Source organism: Pseudomonas sp. NUPR-002, assembly GCF_056322725.1.
The window spans coordinates 4,095,538-4,114,700 of the sequence record NZ_CM150476.1 but is presented as its reverse complement, the minus strand read 5'-3'; the positions used below and the strand labels follow the sequence as shown (position 1 = coordinate 4,114,700).

The following is a 19,163-nucleotide window of genomic DNA, read 5'->3' as shown; positions in this document are numbered from 1 at the left end:
CTTCCGTCCCTCAGGACAACCTCGTTCCAGTCGCAATCTCGTCAAACTGCCTTGTGGGCTGTACAGACACGAGTCGGCTCAAGTGGGTAGGTTAGAGCGCGACTCGAAGGCCCTTGCCAGGGCCTCTGATTAGCGGGAGCGGGGCCATCATGCCTTGGCCAAATGTGGTCGTCAAATGTTTTGTAGTGCTTTTTTCATTCCACTACATCTTTGGTCTAATACGACCCATCAGTCAGTTCCGAGGCCTTTGGTCGAGGCCTTGATTTCTCTGGGTTCAGTTCAAAGCGTCGACTTTTACCCGCAATGTCATGTTTTCACCGCGCTGAGTACTGTAACTGAGGGTAGAAGCGCTGCGGTCGGACTGGCTCTGCTGGTTGATGCCGGCCACTGTGATCCATTCACCGAGCTTGCCACTGACGGTTGTGTCGGTACTTTGAACCTTCACTACATCGGGACGTTCCTGGCTCATGCGATCGTTGTTGGTGCTGATGCTGAGGTTAACGTCGTTGCCGTTGACGCTCGCAGTCACGTAGAAACCCTGGGTGACGTTGCGGTATTCGGTGTTGCTGTCGATGCGGCCATAGCCATCGGTACGGGTGCTGGTGACCGGAATGCTCTGGCCGACCTGGATCAGTGCCGGCTTGCCTTCAGTGGCCTGAACCTGCTGCAGGCCGCCTTCGCGGTTGGCGGTGCCGTAGTGGATGATGCGGGCGTTGCCGCGGTTGTCCTGGTAGTTGCTGTCGTTGTTGTCGACGCTGATCATCAAGCGGCGCGGCGCAGTGTCCAGCTGTTGCAGCAGGGTGCGCAGGTCATCGATGCGTTGCGGCTCGGCGTTGACGATCAGTTTGTTTTCGAAGGCGCTGACGCTGCCGTCTTTGCCGAGGAAGGCTTGGGCGGTGGGGAGTAATTCGGCGCTGCTGCGGTGGTTCAACGGCAGGACTTCAGTGGCGGCCAGCGCGCTCAGGCTGAACGACAGAAGCAGGGAGGCGAGCAGGGGGCGTAGCGGCATGTCCATGATCTCCGCGGGTGGAGTGGACATGATGGCAAATTTGTCGGGGGTTTGCTGGCTTCATCGCGGGGCAAGCCCGCTCCCACCGTGGGAGCGGGCTTGCCCCGCGATCAGCTATCAAGCCAGTTCGCGCGACTCGCGAACCATGTCCACGTGCGGGATGCCCGCCTCGAGGAACTCTTCACTGACCACCTTGAAGCCAAGGCGTTCGTAGAATGGCGTAGCCTGCACCTGCGCGCTCAGCATCTGCTGCTTGAGGTCGCGGTTCTGCGCTTCGACGATAACCGCTTGCATCAGCGCATCGCCAACCTTCAGGCCGCGCCAGTCCTTGAGCACCGACACGCGACCGATCTGGCCGTCGGCGAGCAGACGGGCAGTGCCGATGGCGTAGTCGCCTTCCATCGCGAGGAAGTGTACGGCGCTGTCATCGTCGGCGTCCCACTCAAGCTCCGGTGGCACGCATTGCTCGGCGATGAACACGGCTTCACGGATGCGACGGATGTCGGCGTTGTCTTTGTGCCAGTCGGCAAGGCGGACACGGATCTTATTCATTGGCAAACCCCAAGCTTCCTTGTTTGACCAGTTCGCAGATCAATGTAAGGCCTTGATCGTTTTCGAGCCACTGCTCAAGGTTTTCAATGTGCAACGCATCAGCGGCACAAATCAGCTTCAGCAGCTCGCGCAGGTCACCCGGCAGCAGACGGCTCTGGCCGCTGGCGAACAGCAGCAGATTGTCATCGACTTCCGACCAGGCCAGGCGCGCGCTTGGGTTGCGGATCAGGATGGCGCCCTGGGCCAGGCTTTCGATCAGTTCGGCTTCGTCCAGCGGCTCGCCGCTGACCATTTCCGGGTAGCGCGGCTCGGTCATGAACTGGCCGAACCAGGTCAGCAGCAGGCGTTCGTCGCCCATGTGCTCGGTCAGCAGGTTCTTCAGGCGATCAAGGGCGTCGTGCTGGATCTGGTGTGGGTCGCTGACCGGCTGTGCATCGGCGTCGCTGTAGCGTTCTTCGTCAGGCAGGAACTGGCTGAGGAAGTCGGTGAAGTGGGTCAGCACTTCAGCGGCGCTTGGGGCGCGGAAGCCTACCGAATAAGTCAGGCAGTTGTCTTCGGCAATGCCGTAGTGGGCCAGGCGCGGCGGCAGGTAGAGCATATCGCCCGGTTCCAGGGTCCACTCGTCGCTTTGCTCGAAGTCGGCGAGGATGCGCAGGTCGGCATGCTCCAGCAGCGGGCTGTCGCTGTCGCACATCTGGCCGATCTTCCAGTTGCGCTTGCCTTCGCCTTGCAGCAGGAACACGTCGTAGTTGTCGAAGTGCGGGCCGACGCTGCCACCTGGGGCTGCGAAGCTGATCATGACGTCGTCGATACGCCAGCTCGGCAGGAAGCGGAAGTGCTCCAGCAGCTCGTTGACCTCGGGGACGAACTGGTCCACTGCCTGTACCAGCAAGGTCCAGTCACGCTCGGGCAGGGTGCTGAAGGTGTCTTCTTCGAACGGGCCGCGGCGCATTTCCCAGGGGCGCTCGCCGTGCTCGATGATCAGGCGCGATTCAACTTCTTCTTCCAGCGCCAGGCCGGCCAGTTCGTCGGCGTCGATCGGGCTTTCGAAGTCGGTAAAGGCCTGGCGTACCAGCAGAGGTTTCTTCTGCCAGTAGTCGCGCATGAATTCGCGGGCAGTGAGGCCGCCCAGCAGCTGCAGTGGAGTATCAGGATTCATGTGTAACCTATTGAAAAAAAGTAAATTTCTTTCGGGAATAAAAACGCCCGGCTGAGCCGGGCGTTTACGCGCAGGGCGCAGATCAGATGCGTTTGGCTTGCGCTGCGGCGTTACCGATGTAAGAGGCTGGGGTCAGCTTTTTCAGTTCGGCACGGGCGTCGGCTGGCATGTCCAGGCCATCGATGAAGGTCAGCAGCGCTTCAGGGCTGATGCCTTTGCCACGGGTCAGCTCTTTGAGCTTCTCGTAGGGGTTTTCGATGTTGTAGCGGCGCATTACGGTCTGGATCGGCTCGGCCAGGACTTCCCAGCAGGCGTCCAGGTCTTCGGCGATGCGCGCTTCGTTGATTTCCAGCTTGCTGATGCCTTTGAGGCTGGCTTCGTAGGCGATCACGCTGTGAGCGAAACCAACACCCAGGTTGCGCAGCACGGTGGAGTCGGTCAGGTCACGCTGCCAGCGCGAGATCGGCAGCTTGCTGGCCAGGTGCTGGAACAGCGCGTTGGCGATACCCAGGTTGCCTTCGGAGTTTTCGAAGTCGATCGGGTTGACCTTGTGCGGCATGGTCGATGAGCCGATTTCGCCAGCGATGGTGCGCTGTTTGAAATAGCCCAGGGAGATGTAGCCCCAGATGTCGCGATCGAAGTCGATCAGGATGGTGTTGAAGCGAGCGATGGCGTCGAACAGCTCGGCGATGTAGTCGTGCGGCTCGATCTGCGTGGTGTACGGGTTGAACACCAGGCCCAGCTCGTCTTCGATGAAGGCGCGGGCGTTGGCTTCCCAGTCGATCTGCGGGTAGGCCGACAGGTGGGCGTTGTAGTTACCTACGGCGCCGTTGATTTTGCCCAGCAGCGGAACGGCGGCGACCTGAGCGATCTGGCGCTCCAGGCGGTAGACGACGTTGGCCAGCTCTTTACCCAGGGTGGTTGGCGAAGCCGGTTGGCCGTGGGTGCGCGACAACATCGGCACGTCGGCGAAGCGGTGGGCCAGTTCACGGATGGCCTGGGCGATCTGGCGCATCAGCGGCAGCAGCACGTCGTCACGGCCAGCGCGCAGCATCAGGGCGTGGGACAGGTTGTTGATGTCTTCACTGGTGCAGGCGAAGTGGATGAACTCGCTGACCTTGTCCAGTTCCGGCAGCTTGGCAGCCTGCTCCTTGAGCAGGTACTCGATGGCCTTGACGTCGTGGTTGGTGGTGCGCTCGATTTCTTTCACGCGCTCGGCGTGCTCGAGGGCGAACTCACTGGCCAGGCCATTGAGCAGTGCGTTGGCTTCAGCGGAAAACGCCGGAACCTCGGCAATTTGCGGGTGGGCGGCCAGGCGCTGCAACCAGCGAACCTCGACCAGGGCGCGGAAACGGATCAGACCGTATTCGCTGAAGATAGGGCGCAGGGCCTGGGTTTTGCCGGCGTAACGGCCGTCAACAGGGGAAACCGCAGTGAGCGAGGAAAGCTGCATGGGGTGTTCTCGGACAGTCAGGCTTTTGAGAGGGCGCATATCATACATGAAAAATGCGCCTGGGTTGGGTGGCTGACAGATGGTCTGCCGATAAATCTTAATCGCGGGGCAAGCCCGCTCCCACCGTAGGAGCGGGCTTGCCCCGCGATAGCTTCAAATTAGCCACGCAACATCGGGTACAGTTCTTTGAGCAGTTTGCGCCGGCTGATTACCAACTGCCAGCGGTGCCCGCCCAGTTGCCGCCACAGGCGCGCCGCACGGATGCCAGCGAGCAGCAGGGCGCGGATCTTCGAGGCATTGCTCGGCTGTTGCAGGTGGCGCATGTCACCGTGCACCTGGATGCGCTGGCGCAGGGTGCTCAGGGTGTCCTGGTACAGGGCGCCGCTGGAGGCGATGACGTTTTCGTGCACCAGGCCAAAATGTTCGGCCTGGGACTGGATCTGTGGCAGGCGGTTGCCGATTACATCAAGCATGTCGCCGCGCTTGGCCAGCTGGCGCTCCAGGCCCAGCATCGACAGCGCATAGCGCAGTGGTTCGCGCTGCAGGCTGCCTGGATCACGTTCCAGGGCGCTGGCCAGGGCGCGATAACCGTCTCGCAGGTTGAGGTCGTCACCGCCAAACACTTCAAGGGTGTTTTGCGGGTCGCGCACCAGCAGGCTGCCGAGCATGCAGCCCAGGTTCGCTTCGCTGGCCTGGCCGGTGCGGGCGATGCGGTCAACCAGCACCGCCGCCTGAAACACGCCGCCCAGGGCAATCAACTGCTCTTGAATCGAGCTCATCAGTGCGCGCTCCACGGCTCGGCCGTTTCGATCACGCCGCCGCCCAGGCAGATTTCACCGTCATAGAACACCACGGACTGGCCGGGGGTGACCGCCCGTTGCGGCTCGTCGAAGACTGCGCGGTAGCCGTTCTCGGTGCGCTCCAGGGTGCAGCGCTGATCGCTTTGGCGGTAGCGCACTTTGGCGGTGAGCTGGCGCGGGCTGGACAGGTCGATCGGGTTGACCCAGAAAATTTCCGAGGCCAGCAGGGCGCGGGAGAACAACCATGGGTGTTCGTTGCCCTGGCCGACTACCAGCACGTTGCGGCTGAGGTCTTTCTCCAGTACGTACCACGGCTCGTCACTGGCGTCTTTGAGGCCGCCGATACCCAGGCCCTGACGCTGACCAATGGTGTGGTACATCAGGCCGTGGTGGCGACCGATGACTTCGCCTTCGGTGGTCTGGATTTCGCCGGGTTGGGCCGGCAGGTATTGCTTGAGGAAATCGCTGAAGCGGCGTTCACCAATAAAGCAGATGCCGGTGGAATCTTTCTTCTTCGCCGTGGCCAAGCCGTGTTTTTCGGCGATGGCGCGCACTTCAGGTTTTTCCAGTTCACCCACCGGGAACAGGGTGCGGGCGATTTCCTTGCCGCCAACGGCGTGGAGGAAATAGCTCTGGTCTTTGTTTGGGTCCAGGCCCTTGAGCAGCTCGGTGCGCCCGTCGGTGTCGCGGCGGCGTACGTAGTGGCCGGTGGCGATCAGGTCGGCGCCAAGCATCATGGCGTAGTCGAGGAACGCCTTGAACTTGATTTCACGGTTGCACAGGATGTCTGGGTTGGGGGTGCGCCCGGCCTTGTATTCGGCCAGGAAGTGCTCGAACACGTTGTCCCAGTATTCGGCGGCGAAGTTGGCGGTATGCAGCTTGATGCCAATGCGGTCGCACACGGCCTGAGCGTCGGCCAGGTCTTCGCGGGCGGTGCAGTATTCGGTGCCGTCGTCCTCTTCCCAGTTCTTCATGAACAGGCCTTCCACCTGGTAGCCCTGCTCCATCAGCAGGAGGGCGGAGACGGAAGAGTCCACGCCGCCGGACATGCCGACAATAACGCGTGTCTTTTCGGGTTCGTAAAGTGCTGGACTGGTCATAGGTACCGGCTGTGTTTCTGGAAAAAGACAACAATTCTATCAGGCTGTGGCCGTCAAGGCATCGTCACTGTCAGTCGCGAATCAATGCCAGGCTGTGCAGCGGCCCGCTCAGGTAGTCGTCGATGCAGCGCGGCACCAGTTCGCTGCGCCAGCGTTCCGGGTCGCTCAGCAGTTCTTCGCGGCTCAGCCACACAGCGCGGACGATGTCGCTGTCCAGGGCGCGTTCGGGGTGGTGCTTGAGCGGGCGTGCAGCGAAGCACACGCGTTGGTAGGTCACGCCGTTGCTCGGCGCGGTGTAGAGGTAGATGCCGACCACGCCGGTGAGCTCGACTTCCCAGGCGGTTTCTTCCAGGGTTTCGCGGCGGGCGGCGTCTAGCAGGCTTTCGTTGGCTTCCAGGTGGCCGGCGGGCTGGTTGAAGACGTGTTTGCCGGCTTTGAATTCCTCGACCATGAGGAAGCGGCCCTGGTCTTCGACGATGGTGGCGACGGTGATGTGCGGTTGCCAGGTCATTGTGCGGTTCCTGTATTTTTATCGCGGGGCAAGCCCGCTCCCACAGTGGGCGCGATGGGTTCCGAAAAAGCAGAAGCCCCGGTGCGTGGCCGGGGCTTCTGTTGTTACGTCAAGCGAACCTTACAGGGCGGCAATCGCGCTGTTCAGGGTCTGGCTTGGGCGCATCACTTTGCTGGTCAGCTCGGCATCCGGGTAGTAGTAACCACCGATTTCAGCCGGCTTGCCTTGAACGGCGTTGAGTTCGGCGACGATGGTCGCTTCGTTCTCGCTCAGGGCTTTTGCCAGTGGGGCGAAGCGTGCCTGCAGGGCAGCGTCGTCGTTCTGTGCAGCCAGTGCCTGGGCCCAGTACAGGGTCAGGTAGAAGTGGCTGCCACGGTTGTCGATACCGCCGACTTTGCGCGCAGGGGACTTGTTGGTGTCCAGGAACTGGCCGGTGGCCTGGTCCAGGGTCGCCGCCAGTACCTTGGCTTTCGGGTTGGCATAGGCAGTGCCCAGGTGCTCCAGAGAAGCGGCCAGGGCCAGGAACTCGCCCAGGGAATCCCAGCGCAGGAAGTTCTCTTCAACCAGTTGCTGTACGTGCTTCGGGGCCGAACCACCGGCGCCGGTTTCGAACAGGCCGCCGTTGTTCATCAGCGGTACGATCGACAGCATCTTGGCGCTGGTGCCCAGCTCCATGATCGGGAACAGGTCGGTCAGGTAGTCACGCAGCACGTTGCCGGTGACCGAGATGGTGTCCTGGCCTGCGCGGATGCGCTGCAGGGAGACCTTCATGGCCTCGACAGGCGACAGGACACGGATGTCCAGGCCGGCAGTGTCGTGGTCTTTCAGGTACTTCTGGACTTTCTCGATCAGCACGCCGTCGTGGGCACGCAGTGGGTCGAGCCAGAATACGGCTGGGGTGTTGCTGGCACGGGCACGGTTGACCGCCAGTTTGACCCAGTCCTGGATCGGTGCGTCTTTGGTCTGGCACATGCGGAAGATGTCGCCCGCTTCGACTTCCTGGGACAGTACCAGGTTGCCTTTGCCGTCAACTACGCGGATGGTGCCGTCGACTTTGGCCTGGAAGGTCTTGTCGTGCGAGCCGTACTCTTCGGCTTTCTGCGCCATCAGGCCAACGTTTGGCACGCTGCCCATGGTGGTCGGATCGAAGGCGCCGTGTTGCTTGCAGTCTTCGATAACGGCCTGGTAGATGGTTGCGTAGCAACGATCCGGGATCACTGCCTTGGTGTCTTGCAGCTGGCCTTCGGTGTTCCACATCTTGCCCGAGTCACGGATCATCGCCGGCATCGAAGCGTCGACGATAACGTCGCTCGGTACGTGCAGGTTGGTGATGCCCTTGTCGGAGTTGACCATGGCCAGTGCCGGGCGTACGTCGTAAACCGCTTTGACGTCTGCTTCGATCTGCGCTTGCTGTTCAGCTGGCAGCGCTTTGATACGGGCGTACAGGTCGCCGATACCGTTGTTCAGGTTGAAACCGATTTGCTCCAGTACTTCGGCGTGCTTGTTCAGCGCGTCCTGGTAGTACTCGGCAACGATCTGGCCGAACATGATCGGGTCGGAGACTTTCATCATGGTGGCTTTGAGGTGTACCGACAGCAGTACGCCCTTGGCCTTGGCGTCTTCGATCTCGGCAGCGATGAACGCGCGCAGCGCTTTGGTGCTCATCACGGCGCAGTCGATGATTTCGCCCGCTTTAACCGAGGTTTTTTCTTTCAGAACGGTGGTGGTGCCGTTCTTGTCCAGCAGTTCGATGCGCAGGCTGTCATCGGCTTCGATCAGCGCGGCTTTCTCGCTGCCGTAGAAGTCGCCGTGGCTCATGTGAGCGACGTGGGACTTGGAGTCAGCAGCCCAGGCGCCCATTTTGTGCGGGTGCTTGCGCGCGTAGTTTTTGACCGACAGCGGTGCGCGACGGTCGGAGTTGCCTTCGCGCAGTACCGGGTTCACGGCGCTGCCCTTGATGCGGTCGTAGCGCGCCTTGGCTTCTTTCTCGGCGTCGGTAGCGGCAGCTTCTGGGTAGTCAGGAACGTTGAAGCCTTTGGCTTGCAGTTCTTTGATTGCGGCCTTCAGTTGTGGAACCGAGGCGCTGATGTTTGGCAATTTGATGATGTTGGCTTCTGGTGTGGTTGCCAGTTGGCCCAGTTCTGCCAGGTGGTCGGCCACTTGCTTGTCGGCGCCGAGCTGTTCAGGGAAGGCAGAAAGGATGCGGCCGGCCAGAGAGATGTCCCGGGTTTCTACGGCAATGTCGGCGCAAGCGGTAAAGGCTTCGACGATGGGGAGCAGTGAATAGGTGGCGAGGGCAGGGGCTTCGTCGGTGAAGGTGTAGATGATCTTGGATCGGGTGGGCATATTCGGGTTAACTCTCTGTTTTGCTGAGCGTGCGCAGAATCTCGGAGGTGCGCAGGGTAAGCGCTTCGCTCAGACACATCCATGAGCAGAAGGTCGAGGATTCTGTGCGGTGATGGTGGATTGCATCAGTCGAGTGTCAAACGGCTGAGCTGCGGTAACAGCTCAGTCTTGTCGGGGCCTGCAGGTCTCGTTCCAGACGGTTCGCCCCAAGTGACCCTTTGGTCACCGGCGGAGTATACCAAACCCTTGGTCGTATTGATCAAGATCAACACGTCGAAGCGTGTTTTTTAGACCAAAGATGTAGACGATGCTGCCCCATTACGGGGCATTTTCCTGCGTGGTTCCCGTTGCCGTGCAACTGGGGTACGCTCTGGGGATCCAGATGACGTACCACACCAAAAAAAACGGAGTGCAGCATGGGATACCAGAAAATCAAGGTTCCGGCAGTCGGCGACAAAATCACCGTCAATGCGGACCATTCTCTCAATGTTCCTGATAATCCGATCATCCCGTTCATCGAAGGCGACGGCATTGGCGTAGACGTCAGTCCCGTCATGATCAAAGTGGTCGATGCTGCTGTAGAAAAAGCCTATGGGGGCAAGCGCAAGATTTCCTGGATGGAAGTCTACGCCGGTGAAAAGGCCACCCAGGTGTACGATCAGGATACCTGGCTGCCCCAGGAAACCCTGGACGCAGTCAAAGATTATGTTGTCTCCATCAAAGGTCCGCTGACCACGCCAGTGGGTGGCGGTATCCGCTCTCTCAACGTTGCCCTGCGCCAGCAGCTGGACCTGTATGTCTGCCTGCGGCCGGTGGTGTGGTTCCAGGGTGTGCCGAGCCCGGTGAAAAAGCCGGGTGACGTCGACATGGTGATCTTCCGCGAAAACTCCGAAGACATTTATGCCGGCATCGAGTGGAAGGCCGGTTCTCCCGAGGCGGCCAAGGTCATCAAGTTCCTCAAGGAAGAAATGGGTGTTACCAAGATCCGTTTCGACCAGGACTGCGGCATCGGCATCAAGCCGGTCTCCAAAGAAGGCACTCAGCGCCTGGTGCGTAAAGCCCTGCAGTACGTCGTGGACAACGATCGCAAGTCGCTGACCATCGTGCACAAAGGCAACATCATGAAGTTCACCGAAGGCGCCTTCAAAGATTGGGGCTATGAGGTGGCCAAGAACGAATTTGGCGCCGAGCTGCTCGATGGCGGCCCGTGGATGAAGTTCAAGAACCCGAAAACCGGCCGCGAAGTCATCGTCAAGGATGCCATCGCCGACGCCATGCTCCAGCAGATCCTGCTGCGTCCGGCCGAATACGATGTGATCGCCACCCTCAACCTCAACGGTGACTACCTCTCCGACGCCCTGGCGGCAGAAGTGGGCGGCATCGGTATTGCGCCGGGCGCCAACCTGTCGGATACCGTGGCCATGTTCGAAGCGACCCACGGTACTGCGCCGAAGTATGCCGGCAAAGACCAGGTCAACCCGGGCTCGGTGATCCTCTCGGCCGAGATGATGCTACGTCACCTGGGCTGGACCGAGGCGGCTGACCTGATCATCAAGGGCACCAACGGTGCAATCGCTGCCAAGACCGTGACGTATGACTTCGAGCGCCTGATGGATGGCGCGACCCTGGTCAGCAGTTCCGGTTTCGGTGACGCACTGATCAAGCATATGTAAGCAGCACAAAAAACCGACCAGCCCTTGCGGGTTGGTCGGTTTTTTATTGCCTGGAGGGTCAGGCTCTAACCGTTTCCGGGTTAGTGGTCGGGGCAGAGGTGGATTGAACAGTCGCGGAAGTGATTTCCACCGCGTGCAAGCCTTTGGGGCCCTGGATTATCTCGAAGCTGACGGATTGGCCGGCTTTCAGTGTTTTATAGCCGTCCATCTTAATGGCCGAGTAGTGGGCGAACAGGTCTTCTGTTTTCCCCTCCTCATTGATGAATCCGTAGCCCTTGGCATTGTTGAACCACTTGACTTTACCGCTTGCCATCCTCATATCCCTCTGCAAAGGACTCCATCACTGGAGTATCATCCACTCCATCCGCATATGAACCTGCGAAAATTCTGGTTGACTGCGCGGATCTTTATCGACCACGGTGGGTTCTTATTGGTTGTAACACCGTTTTGCCGATAGTCAAGGTGAGGTGATGGCTGTTCTGCATCACCTGTGCGGTCAATCCATAATCCAACTTGTCGAAATGATGAAATTCTTTCCATGCATGCACATAGCCAGATTCGACTAACATTCAATCAGGATCGCCCGCAATCGCATGAGGACGATGGTTCTGGCCTGGCGGTACAGGAGGCCAAGCCGGCCCTGCAGGCGCCACCGATGTACAAGGTGGTTTTGTTCAATGATGACTACACACCGATGGATTTCGTCGTCGAAGTGCTCGAGGTGTTTTTTAACCTGAATCGCGAGCTGGCGACCAAGGTCATGCTAGCCGTCCATACCGAAGGACGGGCAGTATGCGGATTGTTTACCCGTGACATCGCCGAGACCAAGGCTATGCAGGTCAACCAATACGCAAGGGAAAGCCAGCATCCGCTACTCTGTGAAATCGAGAAGGACGGTTAATCGCCGGCCACTTGGGTATGAGGTGAAGCTATGTTAAACCGCGAGCTCGAAGTCACCCTCAATCTGGCCTTCAAGGAGGCCCGTTCGAAGCGTCATGAATTCATGACCGTCGAACACCTGCTGCTGGCGCTATTGGATAATGAGGCCGCCGCGACCGTTTTGCGTGCCTGCGGCGCGAACCTCGACAAACTCAAACACGACCTGCAGGAGTTCATCGACTCCACCACGCCGTTGATTCCCGTGCATGACGAGGATCGTGAAACCCAGCCAACCCTGGGCTTTCAGCGTGTACTGCAGCGCGCAGTCTTCCATGTCCAGAGCTCGGGCAAGCGAGAAGTCACTGGCGCCAATGTACTGGTAGCCATTTTCAGCGAGCAGGAAAGCCAGGCCGTGTTCCTGCTCAAACAACAGAGCGTGGCCCGTATCGACGTGGTCAACTACATCGCCCACGGTATCTCCAAAGTGCCGGGCCATGGTGAGCACTCTGAAGGCGAGCAGGACATGCAGGACGAAGACGCGGGCGAAACCTCATCGTCGGGTAACCCGCTGGATGCCTATGCCAGCAACCTCAACGAGCAAGCCCGGCAAGGGCGTATCGACCCGCTGGTCGGTCGTGAGCTTGAGGTTGAGCGCGTAGCGCAAATTCTCGCGCGTCGGCGCAAGAACAACCCGCTGCTGGTCGGGGAGGCCGGTGTGGGTAAAACCGCCATCGCCGAGGGGCTGGCCAAACGCATCGTCGATGGTCAAGTGCCCGATTTGCTGGCGCAAAGCGTGGTCTATTCCCTGGACCTGGGCGCGTTGCTGGCGGGTACCAAATACCGGGGCGACTTCGAAAAACGCTTCAAGGCGCTGCTCAATGAGCTGCGCAAACGCCCGCAGGCCATCCTGTTCATCGATGAGATTCATACCATCATCGGTGCGGGGGCGGCGTCCGGCGGTGTAATGGATGCCTCCAATCTGCTCAAGCCGTTGCTGTCCTCGGGCGATATCCGCTGCATCGGTTCGACCACATTCCAGGAGTTTCGCGGCATTTTCGAGAAGGATCGCGCCTTGGCGCGGCGCTTCCAGAAAGTTGATGTCAGTGAGCCGTCGGTGGAAGACACCGTGGGTATCCTGCGCGGGCTCAAGGGGCGTTTCGAGTCTCATCACAATATCGAATACAGTGATGAGGCCCTGCGCGCGGCTGCCGAGCTTGCTGCACGCTACATCAATGACCGGCACATGCCCGACAAGGCAATCGATGTCATCGACGAAGCCGGTGCCTACCAGCGCCTGCAGCCAGCAGAGATGCGCGTCAAGCGTATCGATGTTGCGCAGGTTGAGGATATCGTCGCGAAAATTGCGCGAATTCCGCCAAAACACGTCACCAGCTCTGATAAAGAGCTGCTGCGTAACCTTGAGCGTGACCTGAAGCTGACAGTGTTTGGTCAGGATGCGGCGATCGATTCGCTGGCTACCGCGATCAAGCTGTCTCGTGCTGGATTGAAGGCACCTGACAAGCCGGTCGGCTCGTTCCTGTTCGCCGGCCCTACCGGTGTCGGTAAGACCGAGGCGGCGCGTCAGCTGGCCAAGGCCCTGGGTGTCGAGTTGGTGCGCTTTGACATGTCCGAGTACATGGAGCGTCACACCGTATCGCGGCTGATCGGTGCGCCTCCGGGGTATGTCGGTTTCGACCAAGGTGGTTTGCTCACCGAGGCAATCACCAAGCAACCGCATTGCGTACTGCTGCTGGATGAAATCGAGAAGGCCCACCCGGAAGTCTTCAACCTGCTGCTGCAGGTCATGGACCACGGTACCTTGACCGACAACAACGGGCGCAAGGCGGACTTCCGCAACGTCATCGTGATCATGACCACCAACGCTGGTGCTGAAACTGCTGCACGAGCCTCAATTGGCTTTACCCAGCAGGATCACTCCTCCGATGCCATGGAAGTGATCAAGAAAAGCTTCACGCCGGAGTTCCGCAACCGTCTGGACACCATCATTCAGTTTGGCCGCCTCAGTCACGAGACGATCAAGAGCGTGGTGGACAAGTTCCTTATCGAGCTGCAGGCGCAACTGGAAGACAAGCGTGTGTTGCTGGAAGTCAGCGATGCTGCACGCAGCTGGCTAGCTGCGGGTGGTTACGATGCGCAGATGGGCGCGCGGCCGATGGCGCGGCTGATCCAGGACAAGATCAAGCGGCCATTGGCTGAAGAGATCCTGTTTGGTGAGTTGGCCGAACATGGCGGCGTGGTGCACATCGACATCCGCGATGGCGAGTTGGTGTTCGACTTCGAGACGACGGCTGAAATGGCGTAATGCCTAGCGCGGGGCAAGCCCGCTCCCACGGTGGGAGCGGGCTTGCCCCGCGATCTTTCCCAGACGCAAACAAAAACGCCCGGCACAAAGCCGGGCGTTTTTGTTGGTGCAGCTTAGCGAGCGCGGTAGGTGATACGCCCTTTGCTCAGGTCATAAGGCGTCAGTTCGACGCGGACCTTGTCACCGGTCAGAATACGAATGTAGTTCTTGCGCATTTTTCCAGAGATATGCGCGGTAACGACGTGCCCGTTTTCCAACTCCACACGGAACATGGTGTTGGGCAGGGTGTCGACGACAGTGCCTTCCATTTCGAAGCTGTCTTCTTTCGACATGCAGTAAAGCCCTCGGTGTCCAGTTAATGGCCCGGTGCACAACTGCGCCAGGCAAAAAAAGTGGCGTGCATTGTGCCCGAAAAATGGACTTCAAGCCAACGATTTCAGTTCAACGTCACCCAGCGTTGATTGATCAGCAGCTCGATGGGGCGATACTGGGTCTTGTAATTCATCTTTTTGCAGTTCTTGATCCAGTATCCGAGGTAGACCGCATCCAGGCCCTGGTGCAGGGCTTCGGCAATCTGCCAGAGGATGGCGAAACGGCCCAGGCTGCGCCGTTCTTCGTCCGGGTCGTAGAAGGTGTACACCGCAGACAGGCCGTTGGGCAGCAGGTCGGTGACGGCCACCGCCAACAAGCGGGTGCCCAGGCGGAACTCGTAGAAGCGCGAGAACGGCAGGTCGCGCACCAGGAAGGTGGAGAACTGGTCGCGGCTGGGCGGGTACATATCGCCGTCTGCGTGGCGTTGCTCGATGTAGCGCCGGTACAGCTCGAAGTATTCCTCTTTGAACGCCGGGCGCGCCGCGCTGACGCTGAGGTCGGCGTTGCGCTTGATGATGCGTTTCTGCTGGCGATTGGGCAGGAATCGTGCAGCGGGGATGCGCGCCGGTACGCAAGCGTTGCAGTTCTGGCAATGCGGGCGGTACAGGTGGTCGCCGCTGCGCCGGAAGCCCATTTCCGACAGGTCTGCGTAGACGTTCACATCCATCGGCTGGCTCGGGTCGAGGAACAGCGTTGTGGCTTGCTCGTCTGGCAGGTAGCTGCAGGAATGGGGCTGAGTGGCATAGAACTTCAACCGCGCCAACTCTGTCATGATCAACCCCTCGGGAGGTGCTTTAGCGTTAAGTGTAAGCCAGCTGGAAAAACTCGCCTAACAAACCCAGCTGGCGCTGTTAGGTTGGTCCAGGTAGCGCTGCAGATAATCGGCGAAGGTGGCCCGGGCAATGGCGCGGGCACCCAGGCTGTGCAGGTGATCGGTGGGCATCTGGCAGTCGATCAGAACAAAGCCGGCCTGCTGCAGGTGCTCGACCAACTGCACGAAGCCGACCTTGGAGGCATTGTCGGCACGGCTGAACATGGATTCGCCGAAAAACAGGCGGCCCATGGCCAGGCCATACAGGCCGCCAACCAATTCACCGTTCTGGCGCACTTCAACACTGTGGGCGAAGCCCTGTTGGTGCAGCTTGAGGTAAGCCTTCTGCATGCTGTCGGTGATCCAGGTGCCATCCGCGTAGTCACGCGGCGCGGCGCAGGCTTTTATCACCGCGGCAAAGTCCTGGTCAAAGCTGACCTGATAATGGCCCTGGCGGATGAATTTTCGCAGCGAACGCGATACGTGCAGCTCGTCGGGGAACAGCACCGTGCGCGGGTCGGGCGACCACCACAGGATCGGCTGGCCATCCTGATACCAGGGAAAACAGCCGTGCCGGTAAGCCTGCACCAGCCGCTCGGCGCTGAGGTCACCGCCGGCTGCGAGCAGGCCGTTGGGATCGCGCAGGGCTTTATCCAGCGGCGGAAAGGTCAGGGAGTCACGGCTTAGCCAGGTCAGCATTGTGGTCTACGGGCAGAAGAGGGGAGGGCAGCATTGCCCGAAAGGGCATCCCGGGGCAAGGGTGGGGAGAACTGTCTTAATCATCCTGTGTGGGAGCGGGCTTGCCCCGCGATACGATTAAAGCAACTTGCACAGCCCTTTGTTGTCACACCTGCACAAAAACACCGCATAAGCCTTTGTCACAAAAGAAAATGCATGCTCCAATTGCGATATAGGAAATTGGCCCCCGTTCACGCTGGTTTCTGGTGTGCCGCCATAGCGGTAGGCGGGCAGTAATGTTAAAAGTAGTGGTTTGTTGACTGTTCAATTAGGTCAATCACTGTTGGACGCGCTTTGAGCGCAGGAATAGACGCGTTTTGAAAAAATCCACCGCAACACCGAATCCCTTGCCTGTGCCGCTCTGGCGCCAGCAGTTGCATTATCGCCTCAAGGAAGGCGCGCTAATCGCCATGGGGGCGTTGTGCCTGTACTTGTGGATGGCGCTGCTGACCTACGACCAGTCCGACCCCGGTTTCAGCCACACCAGCAACGTCGAGCAGGTGCAGAATGCCGCCGGACGTGCCGGTGCCTACTTCGCCGACGTGCTGTTCATGGTGCTCGGTTATTTCGCCTACATCTTCCCGCTGTTGCTGGCGATCAAGACCTGGCAGATCTTTCGTGAGCGTCACCAGCCGTGGCAATGGAGCGGCTGGCTGTTCTCCTGGCGTTTGATTGGCCTGGTGTTTCTGGTGCTGTCGGGCGCGGCCCTGGCGCATATTCACTTCCATTCGGCTGCCAGCCTGCCGGCCTCGGCCGGTGGCGCGCTGGGTGAAAGCCTGGGCGACCTGGCCAAAAACGCCCTGAACGTGCAGGGCAGCACCCTGATGTTCATTGCCTTGTTCCTGTTTGGCCTGACGGTGTTTACCGACCTGTCGTGGTTCAAGGTCATGGATATCACCGGCAAGATCACCCTCGACCTGTTCGAGCTGTTCCAGGGCGCCGCCAACCGCTGGTGGGCTGCGCGCAATGAGCGCAAGCGCCTGGTAGCGCAACTGCGTGAAGTCGATGAACAGGTCCAGGAGGTGGTTGCCCCGGTGGTGGCGGATCGCCGCGAACAGGCCAAAGCCAAAGAACGCATCATCGAGCGGGACCAGGCTCTGAGCAAACACGTGGCCGAACGTGCGCAGCAACCAGCGCCGGTGATTATGCCCGCGCCGGTCAAGGCACCTGAGCCCAGCAAGCGTGTGCAGAAGGAAAAGCAGGCGCCGTTGTTTGTCGACAGCGCCATTGAGGGCACCTTGCCGTCGATCTCGATCCTGGATCCGGCCGAGAAAAAGCAGGTCAACTATTCGCCAGAATCGTTGGCCGGTGTCGGTCACCTGCTGGAAATCAAACTTAAAGAGTTTGGTGTCGAAGTTTCGGTGGACTCCATCCACCCAGGTCCGGTGATTACCCGTTACGAAATTCAGCCGGCAGCCGGTGTGAAGGTCAGTCGCATTGCCAACCTGGCAAAAGACCTGGCGCGCTCGCTGGCCGTAACCAGTGTGCGTGTGGTTGAAGTGATTCCGGGCAAGACCACCGTCGGTATCGAAATCCCCAACGAAGACCGCCAGATTGTGCGCTTCTCCGAAGTGCTGTCGTCGCCACAATACGATGAAGCCAAGTCGCCGGTCACCATGGCCCTGGGGCACGACATCGGTGGCAAACCGGTCATCACCGACCTGGCCAAGATGCCGCATTTGCTGGTAGCGGGTACCACCGGTTCCGGTAAGTCGGTGGGCGTTAACGCGATGATTCTGTCGATCCTGTTCAAGTCTGGCCCGGAAGACGCCAAGCTGATCATGATCGACCCGAAAATGCTTGAGCTGTCGATCTACGAAGGCATTCCACACCTGCTGTGCCCGGTGGTCACCGACATGAAAGACGCCGCCAACGCCCTGCGTTGGAGCGTGGCCGAAATGGAGCGCCGTTACAAACTGATGGCGGCCATGGGCGTGCGTAACCTGGCCGGCTTCAACCGCAAGGTCAAAGACGCCGAAGAGGCGGGTGAGCCGATCTACGACCCGATGTTCAAGCGCGAAAGCATGGACGACGTGCCGCCGCTGCTGAAAACCTTGCCGACCATCGTCGTGGTGGTCGATGAGTTTGCCGACATGATGATGATCGTCGGCAAGAAAGTTGAAGAGCTGATCGCGCGGATCGCCCAGAAGGCGCGTGCGGCCGGTATTCACCTGATTCTCGCTACCCAACGGCCATCGGTGGACGTGATTACCGGTCTGATCAAGGCCAACATTCCGACCCGTATGGCGTTCCAGGTGTCGAGCAAGATCGACTCGCGCACCATCATCGACCAGGGGGGCGCCGAACAGCTGCTTGGCCACGGTGACATGCTCTACATGCCACCGGGCACCAGCCTGCCGATCCGTGTGCACGGTGCGTTCGTCTCGGACGATGAAGTCCATCGCGTGGTTGAAGCGTGGAAGCTGCGTGGCGCGCCAGACTACAACGACGACATCCTCAGTGGCGTCGAAGAAGCCGGTAGCGGCTTTGACGGTGGCAGTGGTGGCGGGGATGGCGACGATGCCGAAACCGACGCGCTGTACGATGAAGCCGTACAATTCGTGCTGGAAAGCCGCCGGGCGTCGATTTCCGCAGTCCAGCGCAAGCTGAAGATCGGCTACAACCGCGCCGCGCGGATGATCGAGGCGATGGAAATGGCCGGTGTGGTCACCGCCATGAACACCAACGGTTCGCGCGAAGTGATTGCCCCCGGGCCGTCCCGCGACTGATGAACCCTCTGGTCTGTGGCCCTCGACGGTCACAGGCCCTTTCTTACTGCAATGAGGATTGCCATGCGCCTGATTCGCATGATGTTGGTTTCCGCTTTGGCCGTGTCCAGCGCGTCGGTATTTGCCGGTGAGCAGGATGTGGCGCGTCTGACCCAGCTACTGGAAAAATCCAGGACCATCGAAGCTCGCTTCTCGCAACTGACCCTCGATGCCACTGGCACCAGCCTGCAAGAGACGGCGGGACAGATGTCGGTGCAGCGCCCGGGGTTGTTTTACTGGCATACCGATGCTCCGCAGGAGCAAGTGGTAGTGTCTGACGGCAAAACCGTCACCCTGTGGGACCCGGACCTGGAGCAGGCGACCATCAAGAAGCTGGACCAGCGCCTGACTGAGACGCCAGCGCTGCTGCTCTCCGGCGATGTGTCGAAGATCAGCCAGAGCTTCGACATTGCCTCCAAGGAGCAGGGCGATGTGGTGGATTTCACCCTCAAGCCGAAAACCAAGGACACGCTGTTCGATTCCTTGCGTCTATCGTTCCGTAAAGGTTTGGTCAACGATATGCAATTGATCGACAGTGTCGGCCAGCGCACCAATATCCTGTTCACTGGGGTCAAGGCCAACGGCGACATCCCGGCAAGCAAATTCAAGTTCGATATCCCGAAAGGCGCTGACGTCATTTCGGAATAACCAGAGGTAGTAGCGCTGTCC

At 59.8% G+C, this 19,163-nt stretch carries 17 protein-coding genes; 5 read left to right on the top strand and 12 right to left on the bottom strand.

Features of this window, described 5'->3' with window-relative positions:
• Positions 1-274: 274 nt before the first annotated feature.
• From ACVWSC_RS18725 to ACVWSC_RS18690, 8 genes are all read right to left on the bottom strand, one after another.
• A complete protein-coding gene (locus ACVWSC_RS18725) occupies positions 275-1,009 on the bottom strand; it encodes a secretin N-terminal domain-containing protein (RefSeq protein ID WP_442108568.1) in 735 nt (244 codons plus the stop codon).
• Between the two features lie 117 nt (positions 1,010-1,126).
• Entirely contained in the window at positions 1,127-1,561 is a 435-nt protein-coding gene (locus ACVWSC_RS18720) for a GNAT family N-acetyltransferase (protein WP_442108566.1), read from the bottom strand.
• A complete protein-coding gene (locus ACVWSC_RS18715; RefSeq protein WP_442108564.1) occupies positions 1,554-2,720 on the bottom strand; it encodes a ribosomal protein uL16 3-hydroxylase in 1,167 nt (388 codons plus the stop codon). Before ACVWSC_RS18715 ends, ACVWSC_RS18720 begins: the two co-directional genes overlap by 8 nt.
• An 82-nt stretch (positions 2,721-2,802) precedes the next feature.
• Positions 2,803-4,173, bottom strand: coding sequence for an adenylosuccinate lyase (gene purB / locus ACVWSC_RS18710; protein WP_442108562.1), 1,371 nt, complete (start codon positions 4,171-4,173; stop codon positions 2,803-2,805).
• 158 nt (positions 4,174-4,331) lie between these two features.
• On the bottom strand, positions 4,332-4,952 hold the full coding sequence (hflD, locus tag ACVWSC_RS18705) for a high frequency lysogenization protein HflD (protein ID WP_045188388.1): 621 nt from the start codon (positions 4,950-4,952) through the stop codon (positions 4,332-4,334).
• Positions 4,952-6,073 carry a tRNA 2-thiouridine(34) synthase MnmA gene (gene mnmA, locus ACVWSC_RS18700; protein ID WP_442108560.1) on the bottom strand — a complete coding sequence of 374 codons (1,122 nt, stop codon included), beginning with the start codon at positions 6,071-6,073 and terminating at the stop codon, positions 4,952-4,954. Before mnmA ends, hflD begins: the two co-directional genes overlap by 1 nt.
• Positions 6,074-6,143: 70 nt before the next feature.
• Positions 6,144-6,584: an NUDIX hydrolase gene (locus ACVWSC_RS18695; protein ID WP_442108558.1), complete on the bottom strand. Its 441-nt coding sequence runs from the start codon at positions 6,582-6,584 to the stop codon at positions 6,144-6,146.
• Positions 6,585-6,704: 120 nt separating this feature from the next.
• Entirely contained in the window at positions 6,705-8,930 is a 2,226-nt protein-coding gene (locus ACVWSC_RS18690; RefSeq protein ID WP_442108556.1) for an NADP-dependent isocitrate dehydrogenase, read from the bottom strand.
• A gap of 416 nt (positions 8,931-9,346) precedes the next feature.
• Between ACVWSC_RS18690 and icd the strand changes: the two genes are divergently transcribed.
• Positions 9,347-10,603, top strand: a complete 1,257-nt coding sequence (gene icd, locus ACVWSC_RS18685; protein ID WP_442108554.1) for an NADP-dependent isocitrate dehydrogenase — start codon at positions 9,347-9,349, stop codon at positions 10,601-10,603.
• Between the two features lie 58 nt (positions 10,604-10,661).
• Here the strand turns inward: icd and cspD are convergent, their stop codons facing one another.
• Positions 10,662-10,916: a cold shock domain-containing protein CspD gene (gene cspD / locus ACVWSC_RS18680; RefSeq protein ID WP_442108552.1), complete on the bottom strand. Its 255-nt coding sequence runs from the start codon at positions 10,914-10,916 to the stop codon at positions 10,662-10,664.
• A gap of 225 nt (positions 10,917-11,141) precedes the next feature.
• On the opposite strand from cspD, the gene clpS reads away from it, so the two are divergent.
• Together clpS and clpA are read left to right on the top strand one after the other, a co-directional pair.
• Positions 11,142-11,504 carry an ATP-dependent Clp protease adapter ClpS gene (gene clpS, locus ACVWSC_RS18675; RefSeq protein ID WP_009400967.1) on the top strand — a complete coding sequence of 121 codons (363 nt, stop codon included), beginning with the start codon at positions 11,142-11,144 and terminating at the stop codon, positions 11,502-11,504.
• A gap of 30 nt (positions 11,505-11,534) precedes the next feature.
• The gene (gene clpA / locus ACVWSC_RS18670; RefSeq protein WP_442108549.1) at positions 11,535-13,805 is read left to right on the top strand and encodes an ATP-dependent Clp protease ATP-binding subunit ClpA; all 2,271 of its coding nucleotides are present in this window, start codon (positions 11,535-11,537) and stop codon (positions 13,803-13,805) included.
• 113 nt (positions 13,806-13,918) lie between these two features.
• Here the strand turns inward: clpA and infA are convergent, their stop codons facing one another.
• The 3 genes from infA to aat form a co-directional block, all read right to left on the bottom strand.
• Positions 13,919-14,137 carry a translation initiation factor IF-1 gene (gene infA, locus ACVWSC_RS18665; protein ID WP_002553999.1) on the bottom strand — a complete coding sequence of 73 codons (219 nt, stop codon included), beginning with the start codon at positions 14,135-14,137 and terminating at the stop codon, positions 13,919-13,921.
• A 104-nt stretch (positions 14,138-14,241) separates the two neighbouring features.
• Positions 14,242-14,949: an arginyltransferase gene (locus ACVWSC_RS18660; RefSeq protein ID WP_442108547.1), complete on the bottom strand. Its 708-nt coding sequence runs from the start codon at positions 14,947-14,949 to the stop codon at positions 14,242-14,244.
• Positions 14,950-15,006: 57 nt separating this feature from the next.
• Positions 15,007-15,687 (bottom strand): leucyl/phenylalanyl-tRNA--protein transferase, encoded by a 681-nt coding sequence (aat, locus tag ACVWSC_RS18655; RefSeq protein ID WP_442108545.1) that lies wholly within the window; start codon positions 15,685-15,687, stop codon positions 15,007-15,009.
• A gap of 356 nt (positions 15,688-16,043) precedes the next feature.
• Between aat and ftsK the strand changes: the two genes are divergently transcribed.
• Together ftsK and lolA are read left to right on the top strand one after the other, a co-directional pair.
• The gene (gene ftsK / locus ACVWSC_RS18650; RefSeq protein WP_442108543.1) at positions 16,044-18,455 is read left to right on the top strand and encodes a DNA translocase FtsK; all 2,412 of its coding nucleotides are present in this window, start codon (positions 16,044-16,046) and stop codon (positions 18,453-18,455) included.
• Positions 18,456-18,518: 63 nt separating this feature from the next.
• A complete protein-coding gene (gene lolA, locus ACVWSC_RS18645; RefSeq protein ID WP_442108541.1) occupies positions 18,519-19,142 on the top strand; it encodes an outer membrane lipoprotein periplasmic chaperone LolA in 624 nt (207 codons plus the stop codon).
• The last annotated feature ends 21 nt before the right edge of the window (positions 19,143-19,163 follow it).

Bases quoted from the DNA above. Each gene is read 5' to 3' on its own strand.
- ACVWSC_RS18725 (WP_442108568.1), bottom strand. From the start codon at position 1,009: ATGCCGCTACGCCCCCTGCTCGCCTCCCTGCTTCTGTCGTTCAGCCTG.
- ACVWSC_RS18720 (WP_442108566.1), bottom strand. From the start codon at position 1,561: ATGAATAAGATCCGTGTCCGCCTTGCCGACTGGCACAAAGACAACGCC.
- ACVWSC_RS18715 (WP_442108564.1), bottom strand. From the start codon at position 2,720: ATGAATCCTGATACTCCACTGCAGCTGCTGGGCGGCCTCACTGCCCGC.
- purB (WP_442108562.1), bottom strand. From the start codon at position 4,173: ATGCAGCTTTCCTCGCTCACTGCGGTTTCCCCTGTTGACGGCCGTTAC.
- hflD (WP_045188388.1), bottom strand. From the start codon at position 4,952: ATGAGCTCGATTCAAGAGCAGTTGATTGCCCTGGGCGGCGTGTTTCAG.
- mnmA (WP_442108560.1), bottom strand. From the start codon at position 6,073: ATGACCAGTCCAGCACTTTACGAACCCGAAAAGACACGCGTTATTGTC.
- ACVWSC_RS18695 (WP_442108558.1), bottom strand. From the start codon at position 6,584: ATGACCTGGCAACCGCACATCACCGTCGCCACCATCGTCGAAGACCAG.
- ACVWSC_RS18690 (WP_442108556.1), bottom strand. From the start codon at position 8,930: ATGCCCACCCGATCCAAGATCATCTACACCTTCACCGACGAAGCCCCT.
- icd (WP_442108554.1), top strand. From the start codon at position 9,347: ATGGGATACCAGAAAATCAAGGTTCCGGCAGTCGGCGACAAAATCACC.
- cspD (WP_442108552.1), bottom strand. From the start codon at position 10,916: ATGGCAAGCGGTAAAGTCAAGTGGTTCAACAATGCCAAGGGCTACGGA.
- clpS (WP_009400967.1), top strand. From the start codon at position 11,142: ATGCATGCACATAGCCAGATTCGACTAACATTCAATCAGGATCGCCCG.
- clpA (WP_442108549.1), top strand. From the start codon at position 11,535: ATGTTAAACCGCGAGCTCGAAGTCACCCTCAATCTGGCCTTCAAGGAG.
- infA (WP_002553999.1), bottom strand. From the start codon at position 14,137: ATGTCGAAAGAAGACAGCTTCGAAATGGAAGGCACTGTCGTCGACACC.
- ACVWSC_RS18660 (WP_442108547.1), bottom strand. From the start codon at position 14,949: ATGACAGAGTTGGCGCGGTTGAAGTTCTATGCCACTCAGCCCCATTCC.
- aat (WP_442108545.1), bottom strand. From the start codon at position 15,687: ATGCTGACCTGGCTAAGCCGTGACTCCCTGACCTTTCCGCCGCTGGAT.
- lolA (WP_442108541.1), top strand. From the start codon at position 18,519: ATGCGCCTGATTCGCATGATGTTGGTTTCCGCTTTGGCCGTGTCCAGC.